The 21,241-nt window shown below is 34.2% G+C and carries 24 protein-coding genes; 20 read left to right on the forward strand and 4 right to left on the reverse strand.

The window, feature by feature from the left end:
• Positions 1-13: 13 nt before the first annotated feature.
• The 5 genes from KA878_RS02615 (at position 14) to KA878_RS02635 (ending at position 4,609) form a co-directional block, all read left to right on the forward strand.
• On the forward strand, positions 14-862 hold the full coding sequence (locus tag KA878_RS02615; protein ID WP_193839591.1) for a DUF72 domain-containing protein: 849 nt from the start codon (positions 14-16) through the stop codon (positions 860-862).
• Between the two features lie 13 nt (positions 863-875).
• Positions 876-1,703, forward strand: coding sequence for a sulfite exporter TauE/SafE family protein (locus tag KA878_RS02620; RefSeq protein WP_075108671.1), 828 nt, complete (start codon positions 876-878; stop codon positions 1,701-1,703).
• 21 nt (positions 1,704-1,724) lie between these two features.
• Entirely contained in the window at positions 1,725-3,044 is a 1,320-nt protein-coding gene (locus tag KA878_RS02625) for a bifunctional metallophosphatase/5'-nucleotidase (protein WP_193839590.1), read from the forward strand.
• A 137-nt stretch (positions 3,045-3,181) separates the two neighbouring features.
• Positions 3,182-4,102 (forward strand): lipoyl synthase, encoded by a 921-nt coding sequence (gene lipA / locus KA878_RS02630; RefSeq protein ID WP_029376689.1) that lies wholly within the window; start codon positions 3,182-3,184, stop codon positions 4,100-4,102.
• Between the two features lie 108 nt (positions 4,103-4,210).
• Positions 4,211-4,609 carry a YutD family protein gene (locus KA878_RS02635; protein WP_193839589.1) on the forward strand — a complete coding sequence of 133 codons (399 nt, stop codon included), beginning with the start codon at positions 4,211-4,213 and terminating at the stop codon, positions 4,607-4,609.
• A gap of 66 nt (positions 4,610-4,675) precedes the next feature.
• Here the strand turns inward: KA878_RS02635 and KA878_RS02640 are convergent, their stop codons facing one another.
• Positions 4,676-4,942 carry a DUF3055 domain-containing protein gene (locus KA878_RS02640; protein ID WP_037548938.1) on the reverse strand — a complete coding sequence of 89 codons (267 nt, stop codon included), beginning with the start codon at positions 4,940-4,942 and terminating at the stop codon, positions 4,676-4,678.
• 102 nt (positions 4,943-5,044) lie between these two features.
• Here KA878_RS02640 and KA878_RS02645 point away from each other — a divergent pair, with 102 nt between their 5' ends.
• The 8 genes from KA878_RS02645 to dltD all read left to right on the forward strand — a co-directional run bounded on the left by KA878_RS02645 (position 5,045) and on the right by dltD (position 11,930).
• On the forward strand, positions 5,045-5,479 hold the full coding sequence (locus KA878_RS02645; RefSeq protein ID WP_193839588.1) for a DUF86 domain-containing protein: 435 nt from the start codon (positions 5,045-5,047) through the stop codon (positions 5,477-5,479).
• Complete coding sequence (locus tag KA878_RS02650) at positions 5,479-6,270, forward strand: TIGR01457 family HAD-type hydrolase (protein ID WP_053029820.1); 792 nt, start codon at positions 5,479-5,481, stop codon at positions 6,268-6,270. Before KA878_RS02645 ends, KA878_RS02650 begins: the two co-directional genes overlap by 1 nt.
• A gap of 19 nt (positions 6,271-6,289) precedes the next feature.
• Entirely contained in the window at positions 6,290-7,255 is a 966-nt protein-coding gene (locus KA878_RS02655; RefSeq protein ID WP_193839587.1) for a 2-hydroxyacid dehydrogenase, read from the forward strand.
• A gap of 439 nt (positions 7,256-7,694) precedes the next feature.
• Entirely contained in the window at positions 7,695-7,820 is a 126-nt protein-coding gene (locus tag KA878_RS02660) for a teichoic acid D-Ala incorporation-associated protein DltX (RefSeq protein ID WP_107630223.1), read from the forward strand.
• Between the two features lie 14 nt (positions 7,821-7,834).
• The gene (gene dltA / locus KA878_RS02665; RefSeq protein WP_193839586.1) at positions 7,835-9,292 is read left to right on the forward strand and encodes a D-alanine--poly(phosphoribitol) ligase subunit DltA; all 1,458 of its coding nucleotides are present in this window, start codon (positions 7,835-7,837) and stop codon (positions 9,290-9,292) included.
• The gene (dltB, locus tag KA878_RS02670; RefSeq protein ID WP_193839585.1) at positions 9,289-10,503 is read left to right on the forward strand and encodes a D-alanyl-lipoteichoic acid biosynthesis protein DltB; all 1,215 of its coding nucleotides are present in this window, start codon (positions 9,289-9,291) and stop codon (positions 10,501-10,503) included. The genes dltA and dltB overlap by 4 nt, the downstream gene beginning before the upstream one ends.
• 15 nt (positions 10,504-10,518) lie before the next feature.
• Entirely contained in the window at positions 10,519-10,755 is a 237-nt protein-coding gene (gene dltC / locus KA878_RS02675) for a D-alanine--poly(phosphoribitol) ligase subunit 2 (RefSeq protein WP_011276285.1), read from the forward strand.
• Complete coding sequence (gene dltD / locus KA878_RS02680; RefSeq protein ID WP_193839584.1) at positions 10,752-11,930, forward strand: D-alanyl-lipoteichoic acid biosynthesis protein DltD; 1,179 nt, start codon at positions 10,752-10,754, stop codon at positions 11,928-11,930. The genes dltC and dltD overlap by 4 nt, the downstream gene beginning before the upstream one ends.
• 81 nt (positions 11,931-12,011) lie before the next feature.
• Here the strand turns inward: dltD and KA878_RS02685 are convergent, their stop codons facing one another.
• Positions 12,012-12,254 (reverse strand): NifU family protein, encoded by a 243-nt coding sequence (locus tag KA878_RS02685; protein ID WP_002433501.1) that lies wholly within the window; start codon positions 12,252-12,254, stop codon positions 12,012-12,014.
• Positions 12,255-12,357: 103 nt separating this feature from the next.
• Here KA878_RS02685 and KA878_RS02690 point away from each other — a divergent pair, with 103 nt between their 5' ends.
• Entirely contained in the window at positions 12,358-12,678 is a 321-nt protein-coding gene (locus tag KA878_RS02690; RefSeq protein WP_053029810.1) for a YuzD family protein, read from the forward strand.
• 75 nt (positions 12,679-12,753) lie between these two features.
• On the opposite strand, the gene KA878_RS02695 is transcribed toward KA878_RS02690, so the two are convergent.
• The gene (locus KA878_RS02695) at positions 12,754-13,818 is read right to left on the reverse strand and encodes an NAD(P)/FAD-dependent oxidoreductase (protein WP_070855123.1); all 1,065 of its coding nucleotides are present in this window, start codon (positions 13,816-13,818) and stop codon (positions 12,754-12,756) included.
• A gap of 358 nt (positions 13,819-14,176) precedes the next feature.
• Here KA878_RS02695 and KA878_RS02700 point away from each other — a divergent pair, with 358 nt between their 5' ends.
• From KA878_RS02700 to KA878_RS02725, 6 genes are all read left to right on the forward strand, one after another.
• Entirely contained in the window at positions 14,177-14,422 is a 246-nt protein-coding gene (locus KA878_RS02700; protein ID WP_053029806.1) for a YuzB family protein, read from the forward strand.
• Positions 14,423-14,434: 12 nt separating this feature from the next.
• Positions 14,435-14,794, forward strand: coding sequence for a HesB/IscA family protein (locus KA878_RS02705; protein WP_053029805.1), 360 nt, complete (start codon positions 14,435-14,437; stop codon positions 14,792-14,794).
• A gap of 365 nt (positions 14,795-15,159) precedes the next feature.
• Positions 15,160-16,368, forward strand: a complete 1,209-nt coding sequence (locus tag KA878_RS02710; RefSeq protein WP_193839583.1) for an NAD(P)/FAD-dependent oxidoreductase — start codon at positions 15,160-15,162, stop codon at positions 16,366-16,368.
• A gap of 107 nt (positions 16,369-16,475) precedes the next feature.
• The gene (locus KA878_RS02715; RefSeq protein ID WP_193839582.1) at positions 16,476-17,948 is read left to right on the forward strand and encodes a leucyl aminopeptidase family protein; all 1,473 of its coding nucleotides are present in this window, start codon (positions 16,476-16,478) and stop codon (positions 17,946-17,948) included.
• A 191-nt stretch (positions 17,949-18,139) separates the two neighbouring features.
• Complete coding sequence (locus tag KA878_RS02720; protein WP_075108681.1) at positions 18,140-19,459, forward strand: Na+/H+ antiporter family protein; 1,320 nt, start codon at positions 18,140-18,142, stop codon at positions 19,457-19,459.
• Between the two features lie 24 nt (positions 19,460-19,483).
• Entirely contained in the window at positions 19,484-19,861 is a 378-nt protein-coding gene (locus tag KA878_RS02725) for a PaaI family thioesterase (protein ID WP_075108682.1), read from the forward strand.
• 209 nt (positions 19,862-20,070) lie between these two features.
• On the opposite strand, the gene KA878_RS02730 is transcribed toward KA878_RS02725, so the two are convergent.
• Complete coding sequence (locus KA878_RS02730; RefSeq protein WP_193839581.1) at positions 20,071-21,237, reverse strand: NAD(P)-binding domain-containing protein; 1,167 nt, start codon at positions 21,235-21,237, stop codon at positions 20,071-20,073.
• Between the last annotated feature and the right edge of the window lie 4 nt (positions 21,238-21,241).

The following is a 21,241-nucleotide window of genomic DNA, read 5'->3' on the forward strand; positions in this document are numbered from 1 at the left end:
CCTGGTGATAAAAATGATTAATATAGGTCTTACTGGATGGGGCGATCATGATACGTTATATGAAGATTTGGAACGACAGTCGGACAAGTTACAAACGTATGCAAGTCACTTTCCTATTGTTGAACTTGATGCATCATATTATGCCATCCAACCTGAACGAAATATCATGAAATGGATTAAAGAAACACCTGATCGCTTTGAATTTGTTGTGAAAATTCATCAAGCGCTCACATTGCATGCAGATTATAAAGATTATGCAGAAACAAGAAGTGAATTATTTGCGCAATTTAAGCGTATGTTACAACCACTCATTGACCATCATAAATTAGCTATGGTATTAGTTCAATTTCCACCTTGGTTTGATTGTACGGCACAGAACATCAAGTATATCTTATACGTTCGTCAGCAATTATCTGATATACCGCTTTGTGTTGAATTTCGTCATCAATCATGGTTTAACGAACAATTTAAAGAGCAAACGCTCTCATTTTTAATGGAACACCATATAATCCATTCAGTTGTTGATGAACCACAAGTAAGAGAAGGATCCGTACCACTCGTTAACCGTATTACTACTGAAACAGCGTTCGTCCGTTATCATGGAAGGAACAGACAAGGATGGACTAAAAAAGATATGACAGATCAAGAGTGGCGTGATGTGCGATATTTATATAATTACAATAAGGAAGAGCTTACCGATTTAGCTAATAAAGTTAGGATTTTAGAACAAAAAGCCAAAAAAGTTTATGTCGTATTCAATAATAATTCGGGTGGCCATGCTGCTCAAAATGCTAAAACATATCAAGACATTTTAGACATTGAATACACAGGTTTAGCTCCCCAACAATTAAAATTATTCTAAGAGGCGAAATATAATGTTAGTGACAATTATTTTATTAGTGCTTATCGGTCTTTTCTCTGCCATTTTAGGGTCATTAGTAGGCATTGGTGGAGGTATTATCATTGTTCCTACACTGGTTTATTTAGGCGTGACGCACGATGTATTACATGGTATAACTCCGCAAATAGCAATAGGAACATCATCTGTGATTTTAATCGTCACAGGTTTATCTTCATCACTAGGCTATTTAAAGACGAAGCAAGTGGATATCAAGAATGGCTCTATTTTTTTATTTGGTTTACTACCAGGTTCCTTGCTTGGGTCATTTTTAAGTAGATACCTTACTTTAGAATCATTCAATTTATATTTTGGTATTTTCATGATTATTGTCTCTATTATTTTAATGGTAAGACATAAAATCAAACCGTTTAAAATCTTTGATAAAGAGAAATATCGTAAAACGTATATTGATTCTGAAGGCAAGACGTATCATTACAGTGTACCGCCTTTATTTGCATTTGTTGCGACGCTATTTATCGGTATATTAACTGGTTTATTTGGTATTGGTGGTGGCGCATTAATGACGCCACTCATGTTAATCGTCTTTAGATTTCCACCTCATGTTGCAGTAGGTACGAGTATGATGATGATCTTCTTTTCAAGTGTAATGAGTTCCATAGGGCATATCATACAAGGTCATGTTGCGTGGTCTTATTCTATCGTCCTCATTATTTCAAGTTACATTGGTGCTCAAATTGGTGTGCGTGTCAATCACTCAATTAAATCTGAAACGGTTGTCACACTTTTGCGTACGGTGATGTTGATAATGGGTGTGTACTTAATTATTAAATCTTTTCTTTAAATAAAAATAGGGGGAATTTAAGTGAAGTTAACCATTTTTCACACGAACGATATTCATAGTCATTTAAACGAATATGCACGTATTACATCTTATATGGCAGAACATAGACCTCAACTTCAACATCCCTCACTCTATTTAGATATAGGCGACCATGTAGATTTATCTGCACCGGTGACTCAAGCAACGATAGGGCGTAAGAATGTCGAGTTGCTTAACGAGGCACATTGCGATATTGCGACAATTGGTAATAATGAAGGAATGACGATTTCACATGAAGCGTTAAATCAGTTATATAACAATGCGACGTTTGACGTGATTTGCACCAATGTTATTGATGAAGAAGGTCAATTACCACAACATATTGCTGCTTCATGTATTAAAGACATTGAAGGTGTTCGTATTTTATTCGTGGCGGCTACAGCAGCGTTTACGCCATTTTATCGCGCACTTGATTGGATTGTTACAGATCCGTTAGAAGCGATTAAAGATGAAATTGCCAATCAACAAGGTAATTACGATGTACTTATTGTGATGAGTCATGTTGGTATCTTTTTTGATGAAAAGTTATGCCAAGAGATTCCAGAAATTGATGTCATTTTAGGTAGTCACACACATCATCATTTTGATAATGGTGAAATGAACAATGGTGTACTCATGGCTGCTGCCGGAAAATATGGATATTACTTAGGTGAAGTTAATTTAACTATTGAAAATAAAAAGGTTGTTAATAAAGAAGCCATGATTTATCCAGTTGAAACGTTGCCTTTAGTTGATACGGATTATGAGTCTGAAGGGAAAGCGCTTATGAGTGAGCCAGTGATTGATCATCCTATCAATTTAAGTAGTCAAACCGATGTGATTACTAAAACAACGTATTTATTAGCAGAAAGTGTATTCGAATTCACGAATACAGATTGTACAATTATTAATGCAGGGCTTATCGTAAAAGGCGTTGAAGCAGATCGACTAACAGAATACGACATTCATAAAATGTTGCCACATCCGATTAATTTAGTGCGTGTACGTCTAACAGGTGCTGAACTTAAAAAAGTCATTATCAAAAGCCAAAAGCAAGAATATATGCATGAACATGCGCAGGGCTTAGGCTTTAGAGGCGATATTTTTGGTGGGTATATATTATATAATTGCGGCTATATTCAGTCAGACAATCGCTTTTTTGTTAATGGTGAAGAAGTGATTGATGATAAGACATATACGCTAGGAACAGTTGATATGTATACCTTTGGTCGATATTTCCCAATATTAAAAGGTAAATCAATTGATTATTTAATGCCTCAATTCCTTAGAGATATTTTCAAGGATAAGTTATTAAGATTATAATAAAATAGTGCAAGATATATTTGTTCATTAAATAGAAATTGTGTGAATCACGAAATTTATAGCTTATTACGTTTTAATTTAATGTAAAGTTCGTTATAATAGGAAAAGATAGATTATACAGGAGGGTATACGTGGTTATGGCTACTAAAAATGAAGAAATCTTACGTAAACCAGATTGGTTGAAAATTAAGCTTAACACGAACGAAAACTATATTGGCCTCAAGAAAATGATGCGTGAAAAAAACTTACACACTGTTTGCGAAGAAGCAAAGTGTCCAAATATACATGAATGTTGGGGAGCTAGACGTACGGCTACATTTATGATTTTAGGTGCGGTATGTACAAGAGCATGTCGTTTCTGTGCTGTTAAGACAGGCTTACCTAATGAATTAGATTTAAATGAACCAGAACGTGTTGCAGAATCAGTTGAATTAATGAACTTGAAACACGTTGTTATCACTGCTGTTGCACGTGATGACCTAAGAGATGCAGGTTCAAACGTTTATGCTGAAACGGTACGTAAAGTACGTGAGCGTAATCCATTCACTACAATCGAAATCTTACCATCAGATATGGGTGGTGACTATGAAGCACTAGAAACTTTAATGGCTTCTAAACCAGATATCTTAAACCACAACATCGAAACAGTACGTCGTTTAACACCAAGAGTTCGTGCACGTGCTACATATGAACGAACATTAGAATTCTTACGTCGCTCTAAAGAATTACAACCAGATATTCCTACTAAATCAAGTTTAATGGTTGGCTTAGGTGAAACGATAGAAGAAATCTACGAAACAATGGATGATCTTCGTGCAAATGATGTAGACATACTAACAATTGGTCAATATTTACAACCATCACGTAAGCATTTAAAAGTTGAAAAATATTATACGCCATTAGAATTTGGTAAATTAAGAAAAGTAGCTATGGACAAAGGATTCAAACACTGTGAAGCTGGCCCTATGGTACGTAGTTCTTATCATGCCGATGAACAAGTAAATGAAGCGGCTAAAGAAAAACACCGTCTAGGTGAAGAAAAATTACAACAAAATTAATTTAAACACGTGAATAGTTTAGATTAAGTTTTTAGAGACTTAGGTTGCACACTTTTTACTGAATTGTGTAATCTAAGTTTTTATTATAAGAGTTAAAGGTGACAAATTATGATTAAGATAGGTCAACAATATTTTGAAATCATTGAAGATTATAGATCGTGTTTTGATGAAGAATTAGTTGCATCGAGATATTCAGATATATTAGATAAATATGATTTTGTCGTAGGAGATTTTGGATATGACCAGTTACGTTTAAAAGGCTTTTACAAAGATACCAATAAGAAAGCTGAAATATCTAAACGTTTTTCAAGTATTCAAGATTATATATTAGAATATTGTAATTTTGGTTGTCCTTATTTTGTATTGCGTCATTTATCTAATAAAGAAGTGCAACAATTAGAACATGAAAAAGATGAAGTCATTTTGTCGGATACAGAAGATAAGTTGCATGACGTCAAAATTAAACCTACGATTCAAGAAGTTAAACACCATGATGATGAACAATAGAAATAATCAAATAAGCTGTGAAAAAATCATGATAAAAGATTTTTTCACAGCTTATTTAAATTGAAATTATTGAATAACTTGATTCAGATATTCAATAATTTCATCACTTTCTTCTTGGCTTACACCTAGAATATGCGCGATGTAGCCTTCTTCTTCAATATCATCTGTACCGATGATACCAAATTTATTTGTTTGCATATTTAGTACAAGCGTCTTACCATAATGACGGTCTGTTTGAACAAGCATTAAATCATATCGACTGTGTTCACCTACAAAGCCTACAAATTGCACTTGGCTTTGTTCTTCATCGTCATATAAGTACATATCTATCATTAGAGTAGAACTCCTTTTATCTTTGTATTTTAATTTAGTATAACGACAAATGAAGACCGATGCAAAACTGTGATATGATAGACATATTAAGAGGTGAAGGATATGTATTTTGTAGATAAAGATCAACTTACTTTAAAATTAACTTACTTAAATCAATTAATTAAAGATTATGAAGCAAATAAAGAAAATCATTATGCATTTGAACGTATCGCGCAAATGTTAATTGAATCATCTGTGGATATAGGGAATATGATTATTGATGGTTTTATCTTGAGAGATCCTGGAAATTATAAAGATGTCATTGATATTCTTGAACTTGAAGGCGTTATTTCGAAATCTACACAGCAACGTGTAAATGAAACGATTGATGTTAGAAAGCAGTTCGCACACAATTACACGGAATTAGTTGATACTAAGATTCAACCGTTATTTGATCATGCTTTGCCGTATTATGAACAGTTTATTCAAGAGGTAACGCAATTCCTTGAGAAAGAGAATGTGCCGGTTACTGCTTTTGGAAAAGGAGACAACAGCTAATGAAGAATTATAAAGGTTATTTAATCGATTTAGATGGAACGATGTATTTAGGTACAGACGAAATTGATGGTGCAGCACAATTTATCGATTACTTAAACAATCATCAAATTCCACATTTATATGTTACAAACAATTCTACAAAGACACCTGAAGAGGTAACGCAAAAATTAAAAGAGATGAAGATTGATGCGAAACCTGAAGAGGTTGTCACATCTGCGTTAGCAACAGCCAATTTTATTGCCGGTGAGAAAAGTGATGCTACAGTATATATGTTAGGTGGTAATGGCTTACGCACAGCATTAACTGAAGCTGGATTAACTGTAAAAGATGATGAAAACGTAGATTATGTTGCGATAGGTTTAGATGAAAATGTCACTTATGAGAAGTTAGCCGTTGCAACGCTTGCAGTACGTAAGGGTGCGCGTTTTATTTCAACAAATCCAGATGTATCTATTCCTAAAGAACGTGGTTTCTTACCAGGTAATGGTGCAATTACGAGTGTAGTAAGTGTATCAACGGGTCAAGCCCCTCAATTTATTGGTAAACCTGAACCAGTCATTATGGACATTGCATTAGATATTTTACAATTGGACAAATCTGATGTAGCAATGGTCGGTGATTTGTACGATACAGATATCATGTCAGGGATTAATGTCGGTGTAGATACGATTCATGTTCAAACAGGTGTAACGACGTATGAAGAACTACAAGAGAAAGATCAACAACCTACATATTCATTTAAAGATTTAAATGTAGCAATTGCAGAATTAGAAAAAAATGCCCAAAAATAGATAAAGGGGTGGCACGACAATGGTGAAAATTCTAGTCACACGTCAGATTCCAAATCGTTTCATTGAACAATTGGAACAACTCGGCGACGTTAAAATGTGGGAAGAAGCATTTGAACCTATGCCTAGAGCGCAATTTTTGAAGGAAATAGAAGACGTAGATGCATGCTTTATTACATTGAGTGAAACGATAGATGCAACCTGTCTGGAACACGCGAAAAACGTGAAGATTATTGCAAATATGGCGGTTGGTTTTGACAATATTGATGTTGAGTTAGCAAATCAAAAAGGTATTGTTATCACTAATACCCCACAAGTACTTACTGAAACAACAGCTGAATTAGGATTCACATTAATGTTAGCTGTAGCGCGACGTATTGTTGAAGCAGAACGCTATATTCAAAATGGCGAATGGAAAAGTTGGGGACCTTATTTGTTGTCAGGCAAAGATGTCCATGGATCGACTATAGGTATTTATGGTATGGGTGATATTGGAAAGAGCTTTGCACGTCGATTGCAAGGGTTTAATGCAAATATCTTATATCATAATCGCTCTAGACATGAAGATGCAGAAACGCAACTCAATGCAACCTATGTATCGTTTGATACGTTATTAGCAGAAAGTGATTTCGTCATATGTACTGCACCGTTAACGCCGGAAACGGAAAATAAATTTAATAAAGATGCATTTTCAAAAATGAAAAACGATGCGATCTTTATTAACATTGGCCGTGGCGCTATTGTAGATGAGGAAGCATTAATTGATGCATTGAACAATCAAGATATTGGTGGTTGTGGCTTGGATGTTTTACGCGAAGAACCTATTCAGCTTGACCATCCACTACTGAAAATGCCTAATGCAATTATATTACCGCATATTGGCAGTGCTTCAGTAGCAACGAGAGATCACATGATTCAATTATGTGTGGATAATATTGCTGCGATATTAAAAGGGGAAGCACCACTTACACCAGTAACAAATAAATAAAGCGATATAGAACTTCTAACGTTAAGGTAATGATTTACTATTTAACGATAGAAGTTCTTTTATATTATCTAACAGTTTTGTTATGTCGTATGTAATTGTTAAGTAGGTTAATTGGTACTAATATAATTAATGTCATTTAAATTCATCCATGCCATTACAAGGCGTAGCTAATATGGATACTGACTCACTTACTTCTATGAACTTGGAAATATGAATGTCAGTGTCGTTATCACAACGGCTTGAAGTGCAAAATTTAATTTGCTATAAAAACAAATTTTAATTATAATAAGATGAATGTATAATATATAAAAAATATATTTAATGAATTTGCTTTTTCGGAGCTTCAAATATCCTTCGCGAGAAAAACGATTAATCCGCTCCAATAATTGACATGATAGTGAGGTGCAATAGTGCATTGAAAGAGAATAATCATAAAATAATGCAATATTATGAGAAAGCTAAACCCTATTTAGTAACGCTTCTCTATTTAGCTATATTTATTGCGCTGTACCTAATTTATGGTTCCGGCGATACACATAATAATTTCATTTATAATGAATTTTAATAAGGAGTCTAATTATGACAGATATCATAAATTTAATAAATGACTTCGGTCAACGTCATCCTCAACGTGTAGCAGTTAGACATAAAGATGAAACATTAACATATCAACAATTAATGGATGAATCTAGTAAATTAGCGCATCTATTACAAGATAATCAGAAACCATTAATCGTATACGGACATATGTCTCCTTATATGTTAGTGGGTATGATAGGTGCGATTAAAGCAGGGTGTGGATATGTACCCATTGACACATCCGTACCGAGTGAACGTGTAAACATGATTATAAATAAGGTTCAACCTGAAATGATATTTAACACAACAGATTCACGCTTAAATCAGCCTGTTATTCAAGAGCTGACAATCCAAAGTATCCAAGACTCAGATAATCCAACACTATTTGATAGTCAAATGGGATTAACAGACGTGGTATATACAATCTTTACATCTGGCTCAACAGGCGAACCTAAAGGGGTTCAAATTGAATATGCAAGTTTAATTGAGTTTGCAGAATGGATGGTATCACTTAACGAGTCTGAAGGTGCACAAGAATGGTTAAATCAAGCACCATTTTCATTCGACTTATCAGTCATGGCAATCTATCCTTGTTTAACTTCTGGTGGCACATTAAATTTAGTAGATAAGGACATGATCAACAAACCTAAATTATTGAATGACATGTTAGTTAATACACCAATAAATTCATGGGTGTCTACACCATCATTTATGGAAATGTGCCTATTATTACCTAACCTTAATGAAGCAAGTTACCCAAGTTTAAATCATTTCTTCTTCTGTGGAGAAATCTTGCCGCATAGAACTGCTAAAGCTTTACTAGATAGATATCCAAGTGCGGTAGTTTATAACACATATGGACCTACTGAAGCGACAGTTGCAGTTACAGGTGTTAAATTGACGCCTGAAATAATTGAAACGTATAATCCGCTACCAGTTGGTGTTTCAAGACCGAATACAACCTTATTTACTACAGATGAGGGTGAACTTGTAATTAAAGGTAATAGTGTTAGTTTAGGTTATTTAGATAATAAAGAAAAAACAGAAGCGGTATTCAACTTTGAAGATGGCCTTCGCATTTATCATACTGGTGATAAAGCAATCGAAAAAGACGGACAATGGTTCATTCAAGGAAGAATTGATTTCCAAATTAAACTTAACGGTTACCGCATGGAATTAGAAGAAATTGAAACGCAACTTAGACAGTCAGCATTCGTAAGAGAAACCGTAGTCGTACCAGTGTATAAAAATAACAAGGTTATACACTTAATCGGTGCGGTTGTTCCAACCGAAGAAGTTAAAGATGATTTGGAAATGACAAGACAAATTAAATCCGAACTCAAATCTCGCTTACCTGAATATATGATTCCGAGAAAATTTGTTTGGATGAAACAATTACCATTGACTTCAAACGGAAAGCTTGATCGTAAACAAGTGGCAGAGGATATTAACGCATGATTCCATATGGTACGTTTACCTTCTTCTTAGTTGCATTTATAGTACTTTTACCAGTCATCATACTCGGATTCTTAGGTAAGCGAAGCTATATATATAACGGTATAAGTACTGCAATTATGATTGTCGTCATTTTTTCATCAGATAAACATAATTTATTCGGTAATAAATATTTAAGTATTCAACTTATTAGTTTTATCATTTATCTCATTTGGCAAGTGCTATTAATCATGGGATATTATAAATCGAGACAGAAAAATAATACATTTAGTAAGTTTGTCATAGTGATGATTTTATCCATTTTACCATTAGCGATTGTTAAAGTATTACAAAGTTCATGGTTAGGTGGTCAACAAATTCACTTCCATGAACATAAACTAATTGAATTTGTAGGTTTCCTAGGTATTTCATATGTAACGTTTAAAAGTATTCAGTTAATTATGGAAATACGCGATGGCTCAATAAAAGAAATTAAAGTGGGCAAGTTGTTCCAATTTATTTCCTTCTTCCCAACAGTGTCTTCAGGACCGATTGATCGCTATAAACGTTTCGTCAAAGATGATAAAAAGGTTCCTACAGGTGAACAATATAGAGAAATGGTTGCTAAAGCGATACATATGATTATGCTTGGTTTCTTATACAAATATATACTCGCTTATTTAATCAATGTCTATGCAATTCATCCATTATTGATGGATTTGAATGGTTTTACGCATAAATGGTTGTATATGTATGCTTACAGTTTTTATTTATTCTTTGATTTCGCAGGATATAGTTTGTTTGCTGTAGCGGTAAGTTATTTATATGGTATCAATACACCACCTAACTTTAAGCAGCCTTTCAAAGCGAAGAATATTAAAGATTTCTGGAACAGATGGCATATGTCATTATCATTCTGGTTTAGAGATTGTATCTATATGCGTACATTATTCTATATGTCACGTAAGAAAACATTCAAAAGTCAATTTGCGATGTCTAATTTCGCATTCTTCCTAAACTTCTTTATCATGGGTGTGTGGCATGGTTTAGAGTTATTCTATATCGTTTATGGTATTTATCACGGTCTGATGTTTATCGGTTATGGTTACTATGAACGTTGGAGAAAGAAACATCCACCACGTTGGCAAAATGGTTTTACTATAGCATTAAGTATTATCATTACATTCCATTTTGTAGCATTTGGATTTTTAATCTTTTCAGGAAAATTAATTTAAAAGGAGTCATAAATTATGGAATTTAAAGAACAAGTATTAGATTTATTAGCTGATGTGGCAGAAAATGATGTTGTAAAAGAAAACCCTGATGTTGAAATCTTTGAAGAGGGTATTATCGATTCATTCCAAACAGTAGGATTATTACTTGAAATTCAAAATAGATTAGGCATTGAAGTATCAATCATGGATTTCGATCGTGATGAGTGGGCAACTCCTAACAAAATTGTTGAAGCATTAGAAGAATTACGATGAAATTAAAACCATTTTTACCAATTATTATTAGCGGCATATTATTTCTAGCCTTTGTGTTAATGCCTGCTAGCTGGTTTACTGGATTAGTCACGAACAAGGCTGTCGCTGATAATAGAATATCTTTAACAGATCAAGTTCTTAAAGGTACGCTCATTCAAAATAAACTATTTAGTAATGACAATTATTATCCTATCTATGGGTCTAGTGAATTGAATAAGTTAGATCCATTTAACCCTGCACTTGCATTACACAATAGAAAAGACACTAAGCCAATCTTTTTAGTGGGTACGGGTGGTAATACCGATTTAATTAATGCAATTGAATTAGCTGGTCAATATGATCAACTTAAAGGGAAAAAGATGACGTTTATTATTTCGCCACAATGGTTTAGTACGCATGGTGTGAATAATCGTGATTTTGCAGCACGAACAACACCTACCCAAATTAATCAGTTATTTCAACAAAAAGATATGCCTTCAGAATTAAAGGAAAGATATGCCAAACGCTTATTACAATTTAAAAGTGCGTCAAATAAAGCATTCTTGAAAGATGTTGCTAACAATCATGGCGAGGTAGATGGTCATTATGTTTCACGCTTTAAAGAGAATCAATTACTTAAGATTGAAGCAATTAAAACATACTTCTCATTTGATAAATCACCTTTATCACACGTGAAAACGATAACTGAACCAAATGCGTCATGGAAAGAAATGCAAGATAAAGCTATAGCTTTAGGTGAGAAACGCTCATCATCTAATAACTATGGCATCCGCAATGAATATTGGAAACAATTGATGCACCAAAAGCCGATGAATCATCGTCAATATGAGTTTAAAATGAACTCTCCAGAATTTAATGATTTATCATTATTAGTAGATACGATGCATCAAGCAGGTGCAGACGTACAATATGTCATTTTACCGGTAAATGGTAAATGGTATGATCATTTAGGTATTAAACGCGCCACAAGAGAACCTGTCTATAAGAAAATACACCAAACTGTTGAAGCACATGGTGGTAAAGTGTATGACATGTCAGATAAAGACTATGAAAAATATGTACTTAGTGATGTCGTTCACGTAGGTTGGAAAGGTTGGGCGCATATGAACCAACACATCGTTCAACATATGAATGATGATAATAAAGATCAAGAAAAACATCATGACCATAACTAATAAATAAAAGCACCAATGATTAGCGTGTGAAAACGCTGCTCATTGGTGCTTTATTGTATATATAAACGATATATGAGACGTTTAGAATACTTGTTCAACTTCGATAACGCCTGGAACTTCTTCGTGTAATGCACGTTCAATACCGGCTTTTAATGTGATTGTTGAGCTTGGACACGTACCGCAAGCTCCGTGTAATTGTAATTTCACGATGCCATCTTCAACATCTACTAACGTACAGTCTCCGCCGTCACGTAATAAAAAAGGACGTAAACGCTCAATGACTTCAGCTACTTGATCAAACATTGTTGCATTCTCAGTAGGCATGAGATATGTCTCCTTTCAAGTAAATTACTTCATAAATTCATTATTTATTTATTATAATAGATAAAGAAAGAAAAATCTATAAAACAAAACGGGGGATTTGAGTATGACTAAAGTTAGCGTGGTAGTTTACGGCGCAGATGTTGTGTGTGCGAGTTGTGTCAATGCGCCAACATCATTGAATACATTTGAGTGGATTAAGCCTTTATTAGAAAGAAAGTATCCAGACATTCAATTTGAATACACATATATTGATTTTCAAAAACAAACAGAAAATTTAAGTGATCACGACCAACACTATATTGAACAACTTGAGGAAGATGAGTTGTTCTATCCATTAATTACAATGAATGATGAGTATGTAGCAGATGGATATATTCAAACGAAGCAAATTACCAACTTTGTCGATAAACATTTTGCAAATTAATATCAATCTCTATAATAGTAAAATAGAACACGGGATTAAGTCTGAGCATGCTCAGGCCTAATCCCGTGTTTCATCTTAACCGTTATGATATTTATATAGCCATAAAACACCAGATTTAAGTATATGCGCAAGACGTCCGGTAACTGTACGGTCCATAATATAGGCAAATCCTTTCTTTTCACCAAGAGAACCAAGGAAACCTTGAACTTTTAATTCGGGCATTTTATCTGGTAGTGGTTCATTATTCCATTGTTTCTTGAGTACATCAGCGATTTGATCACCTTGTACTTCAGCTAATTGAGCACTTGGTGCATGCGGTAAATCAGCACAATCACCAACGATAAATACATTTCGATACGTTGGGACTTGATGATATTGATTAATAATGACACGTCCGCTTCGATTGATATCGATAGGTAAGTGTCTTACAACTTCAACAGGTTGAATACCCGCAGTCCAGACAACCAAATCAACATTTTCTGGTGATCCACTATTATAAATTTTACCTGGTTCTACTTTATCAATTAAAGAATTTGGAACGACTTTCACATTGTTTTCGCGGAACCATTTGGCAATATAGTTACTTAATTTTTCAGGGAAATTTCTTAAAATGCGTTCACCACGATCATAAAGGATAACTTCTAAATCTTCACGACTTTCACGCAGCTCACTTGCTAGTTCGATACCACTTAATCCAGCGCCAACAATGCCTACACGCGCTCCACTAGGTAATTCACTAATACTGTGGAATGTCTCGCGAGCTTTAGAAAGTGTTTGAATGCTGTGCGTATAGGCGTCAGCACCAGGCACATTATGATATTTATCTTCGCAACCTAAGCCAATAACTAATTCATCATAATCCACCTTCGTATGACCAACAGATACGATTTGAGCATCTAAATCAATATCATTAATTTCGCCATAAATCGTATTAATGCGTTCTGAATCAGGAAAATTCATGCGCACATCATTATCAGACTTAGTACCCGCTGCTAAAGCATAAAATTCTGGTTTCAAACCATGAAATGGCATACGGTCAATTAATGTTAAAGTATAATTTTCTGGTAATGCATCTGGTAGAATACGCGACATGATACGCATATTACCATAGCCGCCACCAAGTAACACTAAATTTTTCATTTGTTATACCCCTTTATAAAAAATTTGTTATTCCGAAATAAATTTTGACTTATACCCTTTGAATTAAGCAAACTTTTGTAAATGAACGATACTTTAATTTGAAAACTTTAAATTAATAAAGTTATTTATCGCCGACATTTATTGCCCCTAACAATAAAGTGTGCGATATATGTATATGTGTATTATATCTTTTTTTCAAAATGACTACAATGAAATGTATGATATGGAAAATGAAGTTAATGATTTCTAGTCGGAGAAATTCGTTATAAATAGTAGGAAAATGATGAGCCAGGACAATGCAGTTCTAAGTAAGATTTGTTATAATAATGTAATTAAAAAATGAAGAAGAAGGTGAAGTATGTTTCCATTAGTCGAATTTTGCATTTCTAATATGGCAAAAGGCGGAGACTACGTTTACGATAAACTTGATAACGATCCCAATGTGGATGTATTAGAATATGGATGTTTAAACAACTGTGGCGTATGTTCATGTGGGTTGTATGCATTAGTAGATGGTGATACTGTTGAAGGTGATACACCAGATGAGTTATTAAGCAATATTTATAAACATATAGAAGAGAATGATTTTACTAACTTATTATAGGAGGAATAATTTATGCCAACTGTAACATTAACTGAAGCGGCAGCGTATGAAGTTAAAGATATGTTGAAGAGTAATGACATGGAAGATGGCTATTTAAAGATTAAAGTAAACGGTGGTGGTTGCACAGGCCTTACGTATGGTATGTCAGCCGAAGAACAACCTGGCGAGAATGATGAAGTACTCGAATTCTACGGTTTGAAAGTATTAGTAGATAAATATGATGTACCTGTATTAAATGGGACAACGATTGATTTTAAACAATCTTTAATGGGTGGTGGCTTCCAAATTGATAATCCAAATGCCATCGCTTCATGTGGCTGTGGTAGTTCATTCAGAACTGCTAAAGTAGCTGGAAACCCTGAAGAATGCTAGGATAAGTTCGAATCATTTGTCTCTATCATTGATTTTCGAAGACGTCATTGTATGGATAATATGATTATTTTAATATTCGTCTTGTTGTAGCTTGAAAATGAACTATAAAAGCTATAAAATTGAAGATGGATTGAACTTTGTCTTTTTTGTGAACGTAAGTTCATAAAATCGAACTGAAAATGAAAGTGTTGACTAAGACTATAAATGGGGATGAACAGTTAGGTTAAGTGCAAAGTCTTTGGATAGAATCAGATAAACATATATTAAAGTAAAATATATTGTTATGTCTGAACTTTGTTATGTTCTGAAGTTTGTAGCCTTTTTCTACATTTAAGAAAATAATAATGAAAGCTTAGGTGAATGAAATGGCACAAGATTGTAAAAAAGTACTTGTTTTAGGTGCAGGTTATGCTGGTTTACAAACAGTAACTAAATTACAAAAAGAACTTTCTGCTGAAGAAGCGGATATTACATTAATTAACAAAAATAAATATCACTATGAAGCAACTTGGTTACACGAAGCTTCAGCTGGTACATTAAATTATGAAGATTTAATTTACCCAATTGAAAGTGTAATTAAAGAAGATAAAGTTAAATTTATCAATGCAGAAGTAACTAAAATCGATCGTAACGCTAAAAAAGTAGAAACTAATCACGGTATCTATGATTACGACATTTTAGTAGTAGCATTAGGTTTCGAAAGTGAAACATTTGGCATTGATGGTATGAAAGACTATGCATTCCAAATCGAAAATGTTGAAACTGCACGTAAATTATCTCGTCATATCGAAGATAAATTTGCTAACTACGCAGCTTCTAAAGAAAAAGACGATAAAGACTTAGCTATCTTAGTTGGTGGCGCAGGCTTTACAGGTATCGAATTCTTAGGTGAATTAACTGAAAGAATTCCTGAATTATGTAATAAATATGGTGTTGATCAAAACAAAGTTAGAGTAACTTGTGTTGAAGCTGCACCAAAAATGTTACCAATGTTCTCTGACGAATTAGTTAATTATGCAGTTAGCTACTTAGAAGACCGTGGTGTTGAATTCAAAATTGCTACACCAATCGTTGCATGTAACGACAAAGGTTTCGTCGTTAAAATTAACGATCAAGAACAACAATTAGAAGCAGGTACAGCAATCTGGGCTGCGGGTGTTCGCGGTAGTAAATTAATGGAAGAATCATTCGAAGGCGTTAAACGTGGTCGTATCGTGACTAAACAAGATTTAACAATTGAAGGTCATGATGATATCTTCGTTATTGGTGATGTTTCAGCATTCATCCCAGCTGGTGAAGAACGTCCATTACCAACTACAGCACAAATTGCTATGCAACAAGGTGAACACGTTGCTAAAAGCATTAAAAATATCTTAAACGGTCAAGCACCAACAGACTTCGAATATGTTGACCGTGGTACTGTATGTTCATTAGGTTCTCATGACGGTGTAGGTATTGTTTACGGTAGAGATATTACTGGTAAAAAAGCTGCATTCATGAAAAAAGTTATCGATACACGTGCAGTATTCAAAATTGGTGGCGTAGGCTTAGCATTTAAAAAAGGTAAATTCTAAGTTATTACTTTAATCTAGTCATCCTTGCGGGGGTGGGACGACGAATTTATAAAGAATTCTGTCCCACGCCCTCTTTTTATATTACATTCAATTAGGAGTGAGAGGTTATGGTTAATTTCCAAATATGTAACAATGCATCTTTACAATCAGAAGTGTTAATTCTAGGTTTACCTGACCACATCAATCAACTCGGTACTATCCATTACAACAATCAAGATTTGACCCATCAAATAGATACATATCGCCATCATCATTTGGTTAGCAGCAAATTAGGTAAAGTATCTTCAACTTTATTACCATTAGCAGATACATCTAAACGACTTATTACAGTTGGATTAGGAAATTTAAAATCGCTTGATTATGCTGCATTATTAAAAGTATTTGGCCATTTATTTCAATTTTTAAAAGAAGAACAAGTAACTGAAGCAGATGTGCTATTCGATACATTGATTTCAAAACAAGTGGAACAAAGTAAAGTTGCAGAGGTTATGGGACTTCAAAGTGAACAGTCGATTTATAGTTTTGATCATTATAAATCTGATAAGACTGCACCGTATCAATTAGATTTAAATATTACGTCTGCCACTGAAGATTTGAATCAATATATCATTAATGGTAAGACAATCGGTCAGTCTATTAACCTAGCACGCGACTTTAGCCAGATGCCGCCAAATATATTAACGCCTAATTACTTTGCTGAACAAATTACGCAACACTTTGCGCAATCATCAGTAGCTGTTGATATAAAAGATGGTAACCAACTATTAGATGAAGGATTTGGACTTATTCACGCGGTAGGTAAAGGTTCTGAGCATCCTCCAGTTGTCATAACGATGACTTACAATGGTGGGGATAGTAATGATGCACCGATTGCTTTGGTAGGTAAAGGCATTACATATGATTCAGGTGGTTATAGCATTAAATCTAAGATAGGCATGCAAACCATGAAATTTGATATGTGTGGCGCAGCAAATGTAGTTGGTATGATTGATGCTGCATCACGTTTACAACTTCCTATCAATATTGTAGGGGTTATCGCTTCCGCTGAAAATATGATTAGTAATCAAGCAATGAAACCGGATGATGTATTAACGGCATTAAGTGGTGAAACCGTTGAAATGTTAAATAGTGATGCGGAAGGACGATTGGTATTGGGAGATGCAGTATTTTATGCTAACCAATTTCAACCGAAACTCATTTTAGACTTTGCCACACTTACAGGTGCAGCGGTTGCAGCATTAGGTGAAGATAAGGCAGCTATTTTTAGTTCTAATGCCGATAAAGAATTTGAGGCTATACGTCTTAGTGCTAAAGCAATGGATGAATATGCATTTGAATTACCAATGACACAAACTGAGCAGCGACTAATACGTCAATCAGATGTTGCAGATTTAGTTAATCATACAAATGGACACGGGAAAGCACTCTTTGCAGCGACTTTTATTACACATTTTAGTGGTGCTACACCCCATATTCATTTTGACATAGCTGGTCCGGCAACAACGACTAAGGCCAGTTATAAAGGTCCAAAAGGTCCAACTGGCAGTATGATAACAACTGTATTGAATTGGCTAAGATAAGTTAAATATGAAGTAATGATTTAGTCTTTAAGAGTGGAAACAATTACTAATACACGTTTCCACTCTTTATTTATGTCAATGATCTTATTAAATTTGAATGTAATCTTACATTGACATCGTCTTAACTACTTGGTAAGATAAAAAACATATAAAATACTTTAGTTCGGTAGAGAGATAAAGGATGTGTTGTTATGTTAAATGCAGTTGTTATAGCTGTGCTATTAATGATTATTCTATGTTTATGTAGACTGAATGTAGTGATAAGTTTATTTATTAGTGCACTCGTAGGCGGTCTCATTTCTGGTATGAGTATTGAAAAGGTCATTAGCGTATTTGGTAAAAATATTGTAGATGGTTCTGAGGTAGCATTAAGTTATGCATTACTTGGAGGGTTTGCTGCATTAATCTCTTATAGTGGTATTACAGATTATCTTGTAACTAAGATTATTCGTGCAATTCACTCTGAAAATAGTAGACTTTCAAGAATCAAAGTAAAAGTTATTATTATCGTAGCATTGCTTGCGATGAGTATAATGAGTCAGAACCTCATTCCAGTTCACATTGCTTTTATTCCAATTGTTATTCCGCCATTGTTAAGTTTATTTAATGATTTGAAGATGGATAGACGACTTATTGGATTAGTCATCGGATTTGGTTTATGTTGGCCTTATGTATTATTGCCTTATGGCTTTGGTCAAATTTTCCATCAAATCATTCAAAGTGGTTTCCAAAAAGCACATCATCCTATCGAATTTAATATGATTTGGAAAGCTATGCTGATTCCTTCACTTGGTTATATCGTTGGATTAATCTTAGGTATGATTTATTATCGTAAACCACGTGAATATAAAACTGAAACGTATGTAGAAGATGAAAATGCGACTACAGAAATTAAACCATACGTACTCGTCGTTACTATCGTTGCTATCTTAGCTACGTTCTTAGTACAAACATTTACAGATTCAATGATTTTTGGCGCATTAGCGGGTGTTCTTGTATTCTTTGTTTCAGGAGTTTATAAATGGAAAGAATTAGACAGCCAATTTGTTGAAGGGATTAAAATTATGTCATTTATTGGTGTCGTTATTCTTTCAGCGAATGGGTTCGCTGGTGTAATGAATGCGACTGGTGATATCGAAAAATTAGTATCAAGCTTGACTGATATTTCTAGTGGTCATAAATTAATAAGTATTATTATTATGTATATCATTGGCTTAATTGTAACTTTAGGAATTGGATCATCATTCGCAACGATTCCTATTATTGCCACTTTATTTATTCCGCTCGGCGCTTCACTAGGTTTAAATACGATGGCTTTAATCGCCTTAGTTGGTACGGCAAGTGCGTTAGGTGATTCAGGTTCACCAGCAAGTGATTCTACACTAGGACCAACAGCTGGTTTAGATGTGGATGGACAACATGATCACATACGTGATACATGTATACCTAACTTCTTGTTCTATAATATACCTTTAATGATATTTGGCACGATTGCAGCTATGATATTATAAGTGTATATGAGGTGAAATAAGACAATGACGAACTTATTAGAAACGTTTGAAATGAAGATAGAAGAAGTGTCAGAAGGTAGTGTAGTTATTTCTATGCCAGTGACGGATAAAGTTAAACAACCATTTGGTTACTTGCATGGTGGTGCCTCAATTGCTTTAGGTGAAACAGCGTGTTCATTAGGTGCTGCTCATTTAGTAGATACTAAGTCATTTATACCGCTGGGGCTGGAAATGAATGCGAATCATATCCATTCAGTTAAAGAGGGTCGTGTGATTGCTACAGCAACAATTATCCATCAGGGAAGTACGACTCAAGTGTGGAATGTAGAAATAAACAGTGAACAAGGACAGCTGATTAGCATTATGAGAGGAACGATTGGCATTAAACCGTTAAAGCAATAAAAGCACATATTCTACTTAAGTTCAATTAAGTATCGTTTGAAATACTTTCATTATAAAAGCTTTTGACTAAGAAAAGAACGCAGGCGTAGGACGATGAATTCATGATGAATTCTGTTCTACGTCTGCGTTTTTGTTGGGGGTGGGACGACGAATTTAAAAAATTTTCCCAATCCCTAGTGTTGGTATGTTAATACTTACGTCTAATTAAATTATGCATGTTTTTGGATATGTTGATCTGATAAACGTTGATAGGCTTGTTTAATTCTTTGAGCTGCTTCACGTCCACCCATAATATTTCTAGCAAATGGCCCTAGCTCTAAATCAGCTAAACCTCCAGATACGAATAACTGTGGCAACCATTCTAATTCAGGGCTAATGGAAGGAAAACCACAACGTGTTAGTGGTGCATGTTCATTTGTAATTAATGATTGAATCATAGGTTGCTGTAATAGTGTAGATTTAAAACCAGTTGCTAATAAAATAAAATCATAGGGATCAGTTGAATGTTGTGTGTGAATATGATGTTGATCAACTGATTCAATTGTATCTTTATGAATGATAAGACGTCCAGACTGTACATGTTTTTTTAGTCGTAGATAGAGTTCTCTCGGCATTGATCCTTTATGTCGTTCTTGTTGTATGATAGACATTCGTTCTATAGAAGAATCAATATTTAAAAAACGACTCATATTTTTAGGGCCAAGCCAACCTGGATCAGCATCAAAATGTTGTATGTCAATATCTTTATTCATCCACAAATGAACTACTTTATCGTGGGATTGATTGATTAGTTTCAAAGTTAAATGTGCAGCAGAAATACCACTACCAACAACGTGCGAACTGTGTTCATACATACTTGAATTAAAAGACGTATCAAAAATATGGCATGCATTATCAACGTGTTGATAAATATCAGGAATATAAGGTTGATGCGTACATCCATTTGCTAATATCACACAATCTGAATGAATAACTTGGTTATGATTTAATTGAATTTGCCATTGTTCATCATTTCTTGCTAAAGATTTCACGTATCCTTGAATATGACTTTCATTTAAATCATAGTGATGTACTTGCTCATGAACATGATGCATAAACATATCAGTTTGTGGACGTTGATATTGACCATATGTAGCATGAGTATATTGTTGCATTTTAGCAAATTGCTTTAAATGAAATGGGTTAGGATGAATATGATGTACAATAGGAGAGCGTAAATAGGGCATACTGATACGATGTGAAAAATCATTAAATTGTTCACAGAGTGATGAATAAGGGTCGATAATACTTAAATCATCTTGAGATAATCCTAAAGCTCTAAGTTGAATTGCAATCGTTGTACCTTGTATGCCACCACCGATAATTGTCCAATGCATAGTA

The organism is Staphylococcus sp. GDY8P57P (assembly GCF_017892585.1).
Lineage (GTDB): Bacteria > Bacillota > Bacilli > Staphylococcales > Staphylococcaceae > Staphylococcus > Staphylococcus borealis.

Coding starts and splice junctions, on each gene's coding strand:
- KA878_RS02615 (WP_193839591.1), top strand. CDS start 14: ATGATTAATATAGGTCTTACTGGATGGGGCGATCATGATACGTTATAT.
- KA878_RS02620 (WP_075108671.1), top strand. CDS start 876: ATGTTAGTGACAATTATTTTATTAGTGCTTATCGGTCTTTTCTCTGCC.
- lipA (WP_029376689.1), top strand. CDS start 3,182: ATGGCTACTAAAAATGAAGAAATCTTACGTAAACCAGATTGGTTGAAA.
- KA878_RS02635 (WP_193839589.1), top strand. CDS start 4,211: ATGATTAAGATAGGTCAACAATATTTTGAAATCATTGAAGATTATAGA.
- KA878_RS02640 (WP_037548938.1), bottom strand. CDS start 4,942: ATGATAGATATGTACTTATATGACGATGAAGAACAAAGCCAAGTGCAA.
- KA878_RS02645 (WP_193839588.1), top strand. CDS start 5,045: ATGTATTTTGTAGATAAAGATCAACTTACTTTAAAATTAACTTACTTA.
- KA878_RS02650 (WP_053029820.1), top strand. CDS start 5,479: ATGAAGAATTATAAAGGTTATTTAATCGATTTAGATGGAACGATGTAT.
- KA878_RS02655 (WP_193839587.1), top strand. CDS start 6,290: ATGGTGAAAATTCTAGTCACACGTCAGATTCCAAATCGTTTCATTGAA.
- KA878_RS02660 (WP_107630223.1), top strand. CDS start 7,695: ATGCAATATTATGAGAAAGCTAAACCCTATTTAGTAACGCTTCTCTAT.
- dltA (WP_193839586.1), top strand. CDS start 7,835: ATGACAGATATCATAAATTTAATAAATGACTTCGGTCAACGTCATCCT.
- dltB (WP_193839585.1), top strand. CDS start 9,289: ATGATTCCATATGGTACGTTTACCTTCTTCTTAGTTGCATTTATAGTA.
- dltC (WP_011276285.1), top strand. CDS start 10,519: ATGGAATTTAAAGAACAAGTATTAGATTTATTAGCTGATGTGGCAGAA.
- dltD (WP_193839584.1), top strand. CDS start 10,752: ATGAAATTAAAACCATTTTTACCAATTATTATTAGCGGCATATTATTT.
- KA878_RS02685 (WP_002433501.1), bottom strand. CDS start 12,254: ATGCCTACTGAGAATGCAACAATGTTTGATCAAGTAGCTGAAGTCATT.
- KA878_RS02690 (WP_053029810.1), top strand. CDS start 12,358: ATGACTAAAGTTAGCGTGGTAGTTTACGGCGCAGATGTTGTGTGTGCG.
- KA878_RS02695 (WP_070855123.1), bottom strand. CDS start 13,818: ATGAAAAATTTAGTGTTACTTGGTGGCGGCTATGGTAATATGCGTATC.
- KA878_RS02700 (WP_053029806.1), top strand. CDS start 14,177: ATGTTTCCATTAGTCGAATTTTGCATTTCTAATATGGCAAAAGGCGGA.
- KA878_RS02705 (WP_053029805.1), top strand. CDS start 14,435: ATGCCAACTGTAACATTAACTGAAGCGGCAGCGTATGAAGTTAAAGAT.
- KA878_RS02710 (WP_193839583.1), top strand. CDS start 15,160: ATGGCACAAGATTGTAAAAAAGTACTTGTTTTAGGTGCAGGTTATGCT.
- KA878_RS02715 (WP_193839582.1), top strand. CDS start 16,476: ATGGTTAATTTCCAAATATGTAACAATGCATCTTTACAATCAGAAGTG.
- KA878_RS02720 (WP_075108681.1), top strand. CDS start 18,140: ATGTTAAATGCAGTTGTTATAGCTGTGCTATTAATGATTATTCTATGT.
- KA878_RS02725 (WP_075108682.1), top strand. CDS start 19,484: ATGACGAACTTATTAGAAACGTTTGAAATGAAGATAGAAGAAGTGTCA.
- KA878_RS02730 (WP_193839581.1), bottom strand. CDS start 21,237: ATGCATTGGACAATTATCGGTGGTGGCATACAAGGTACAACGATTGCA.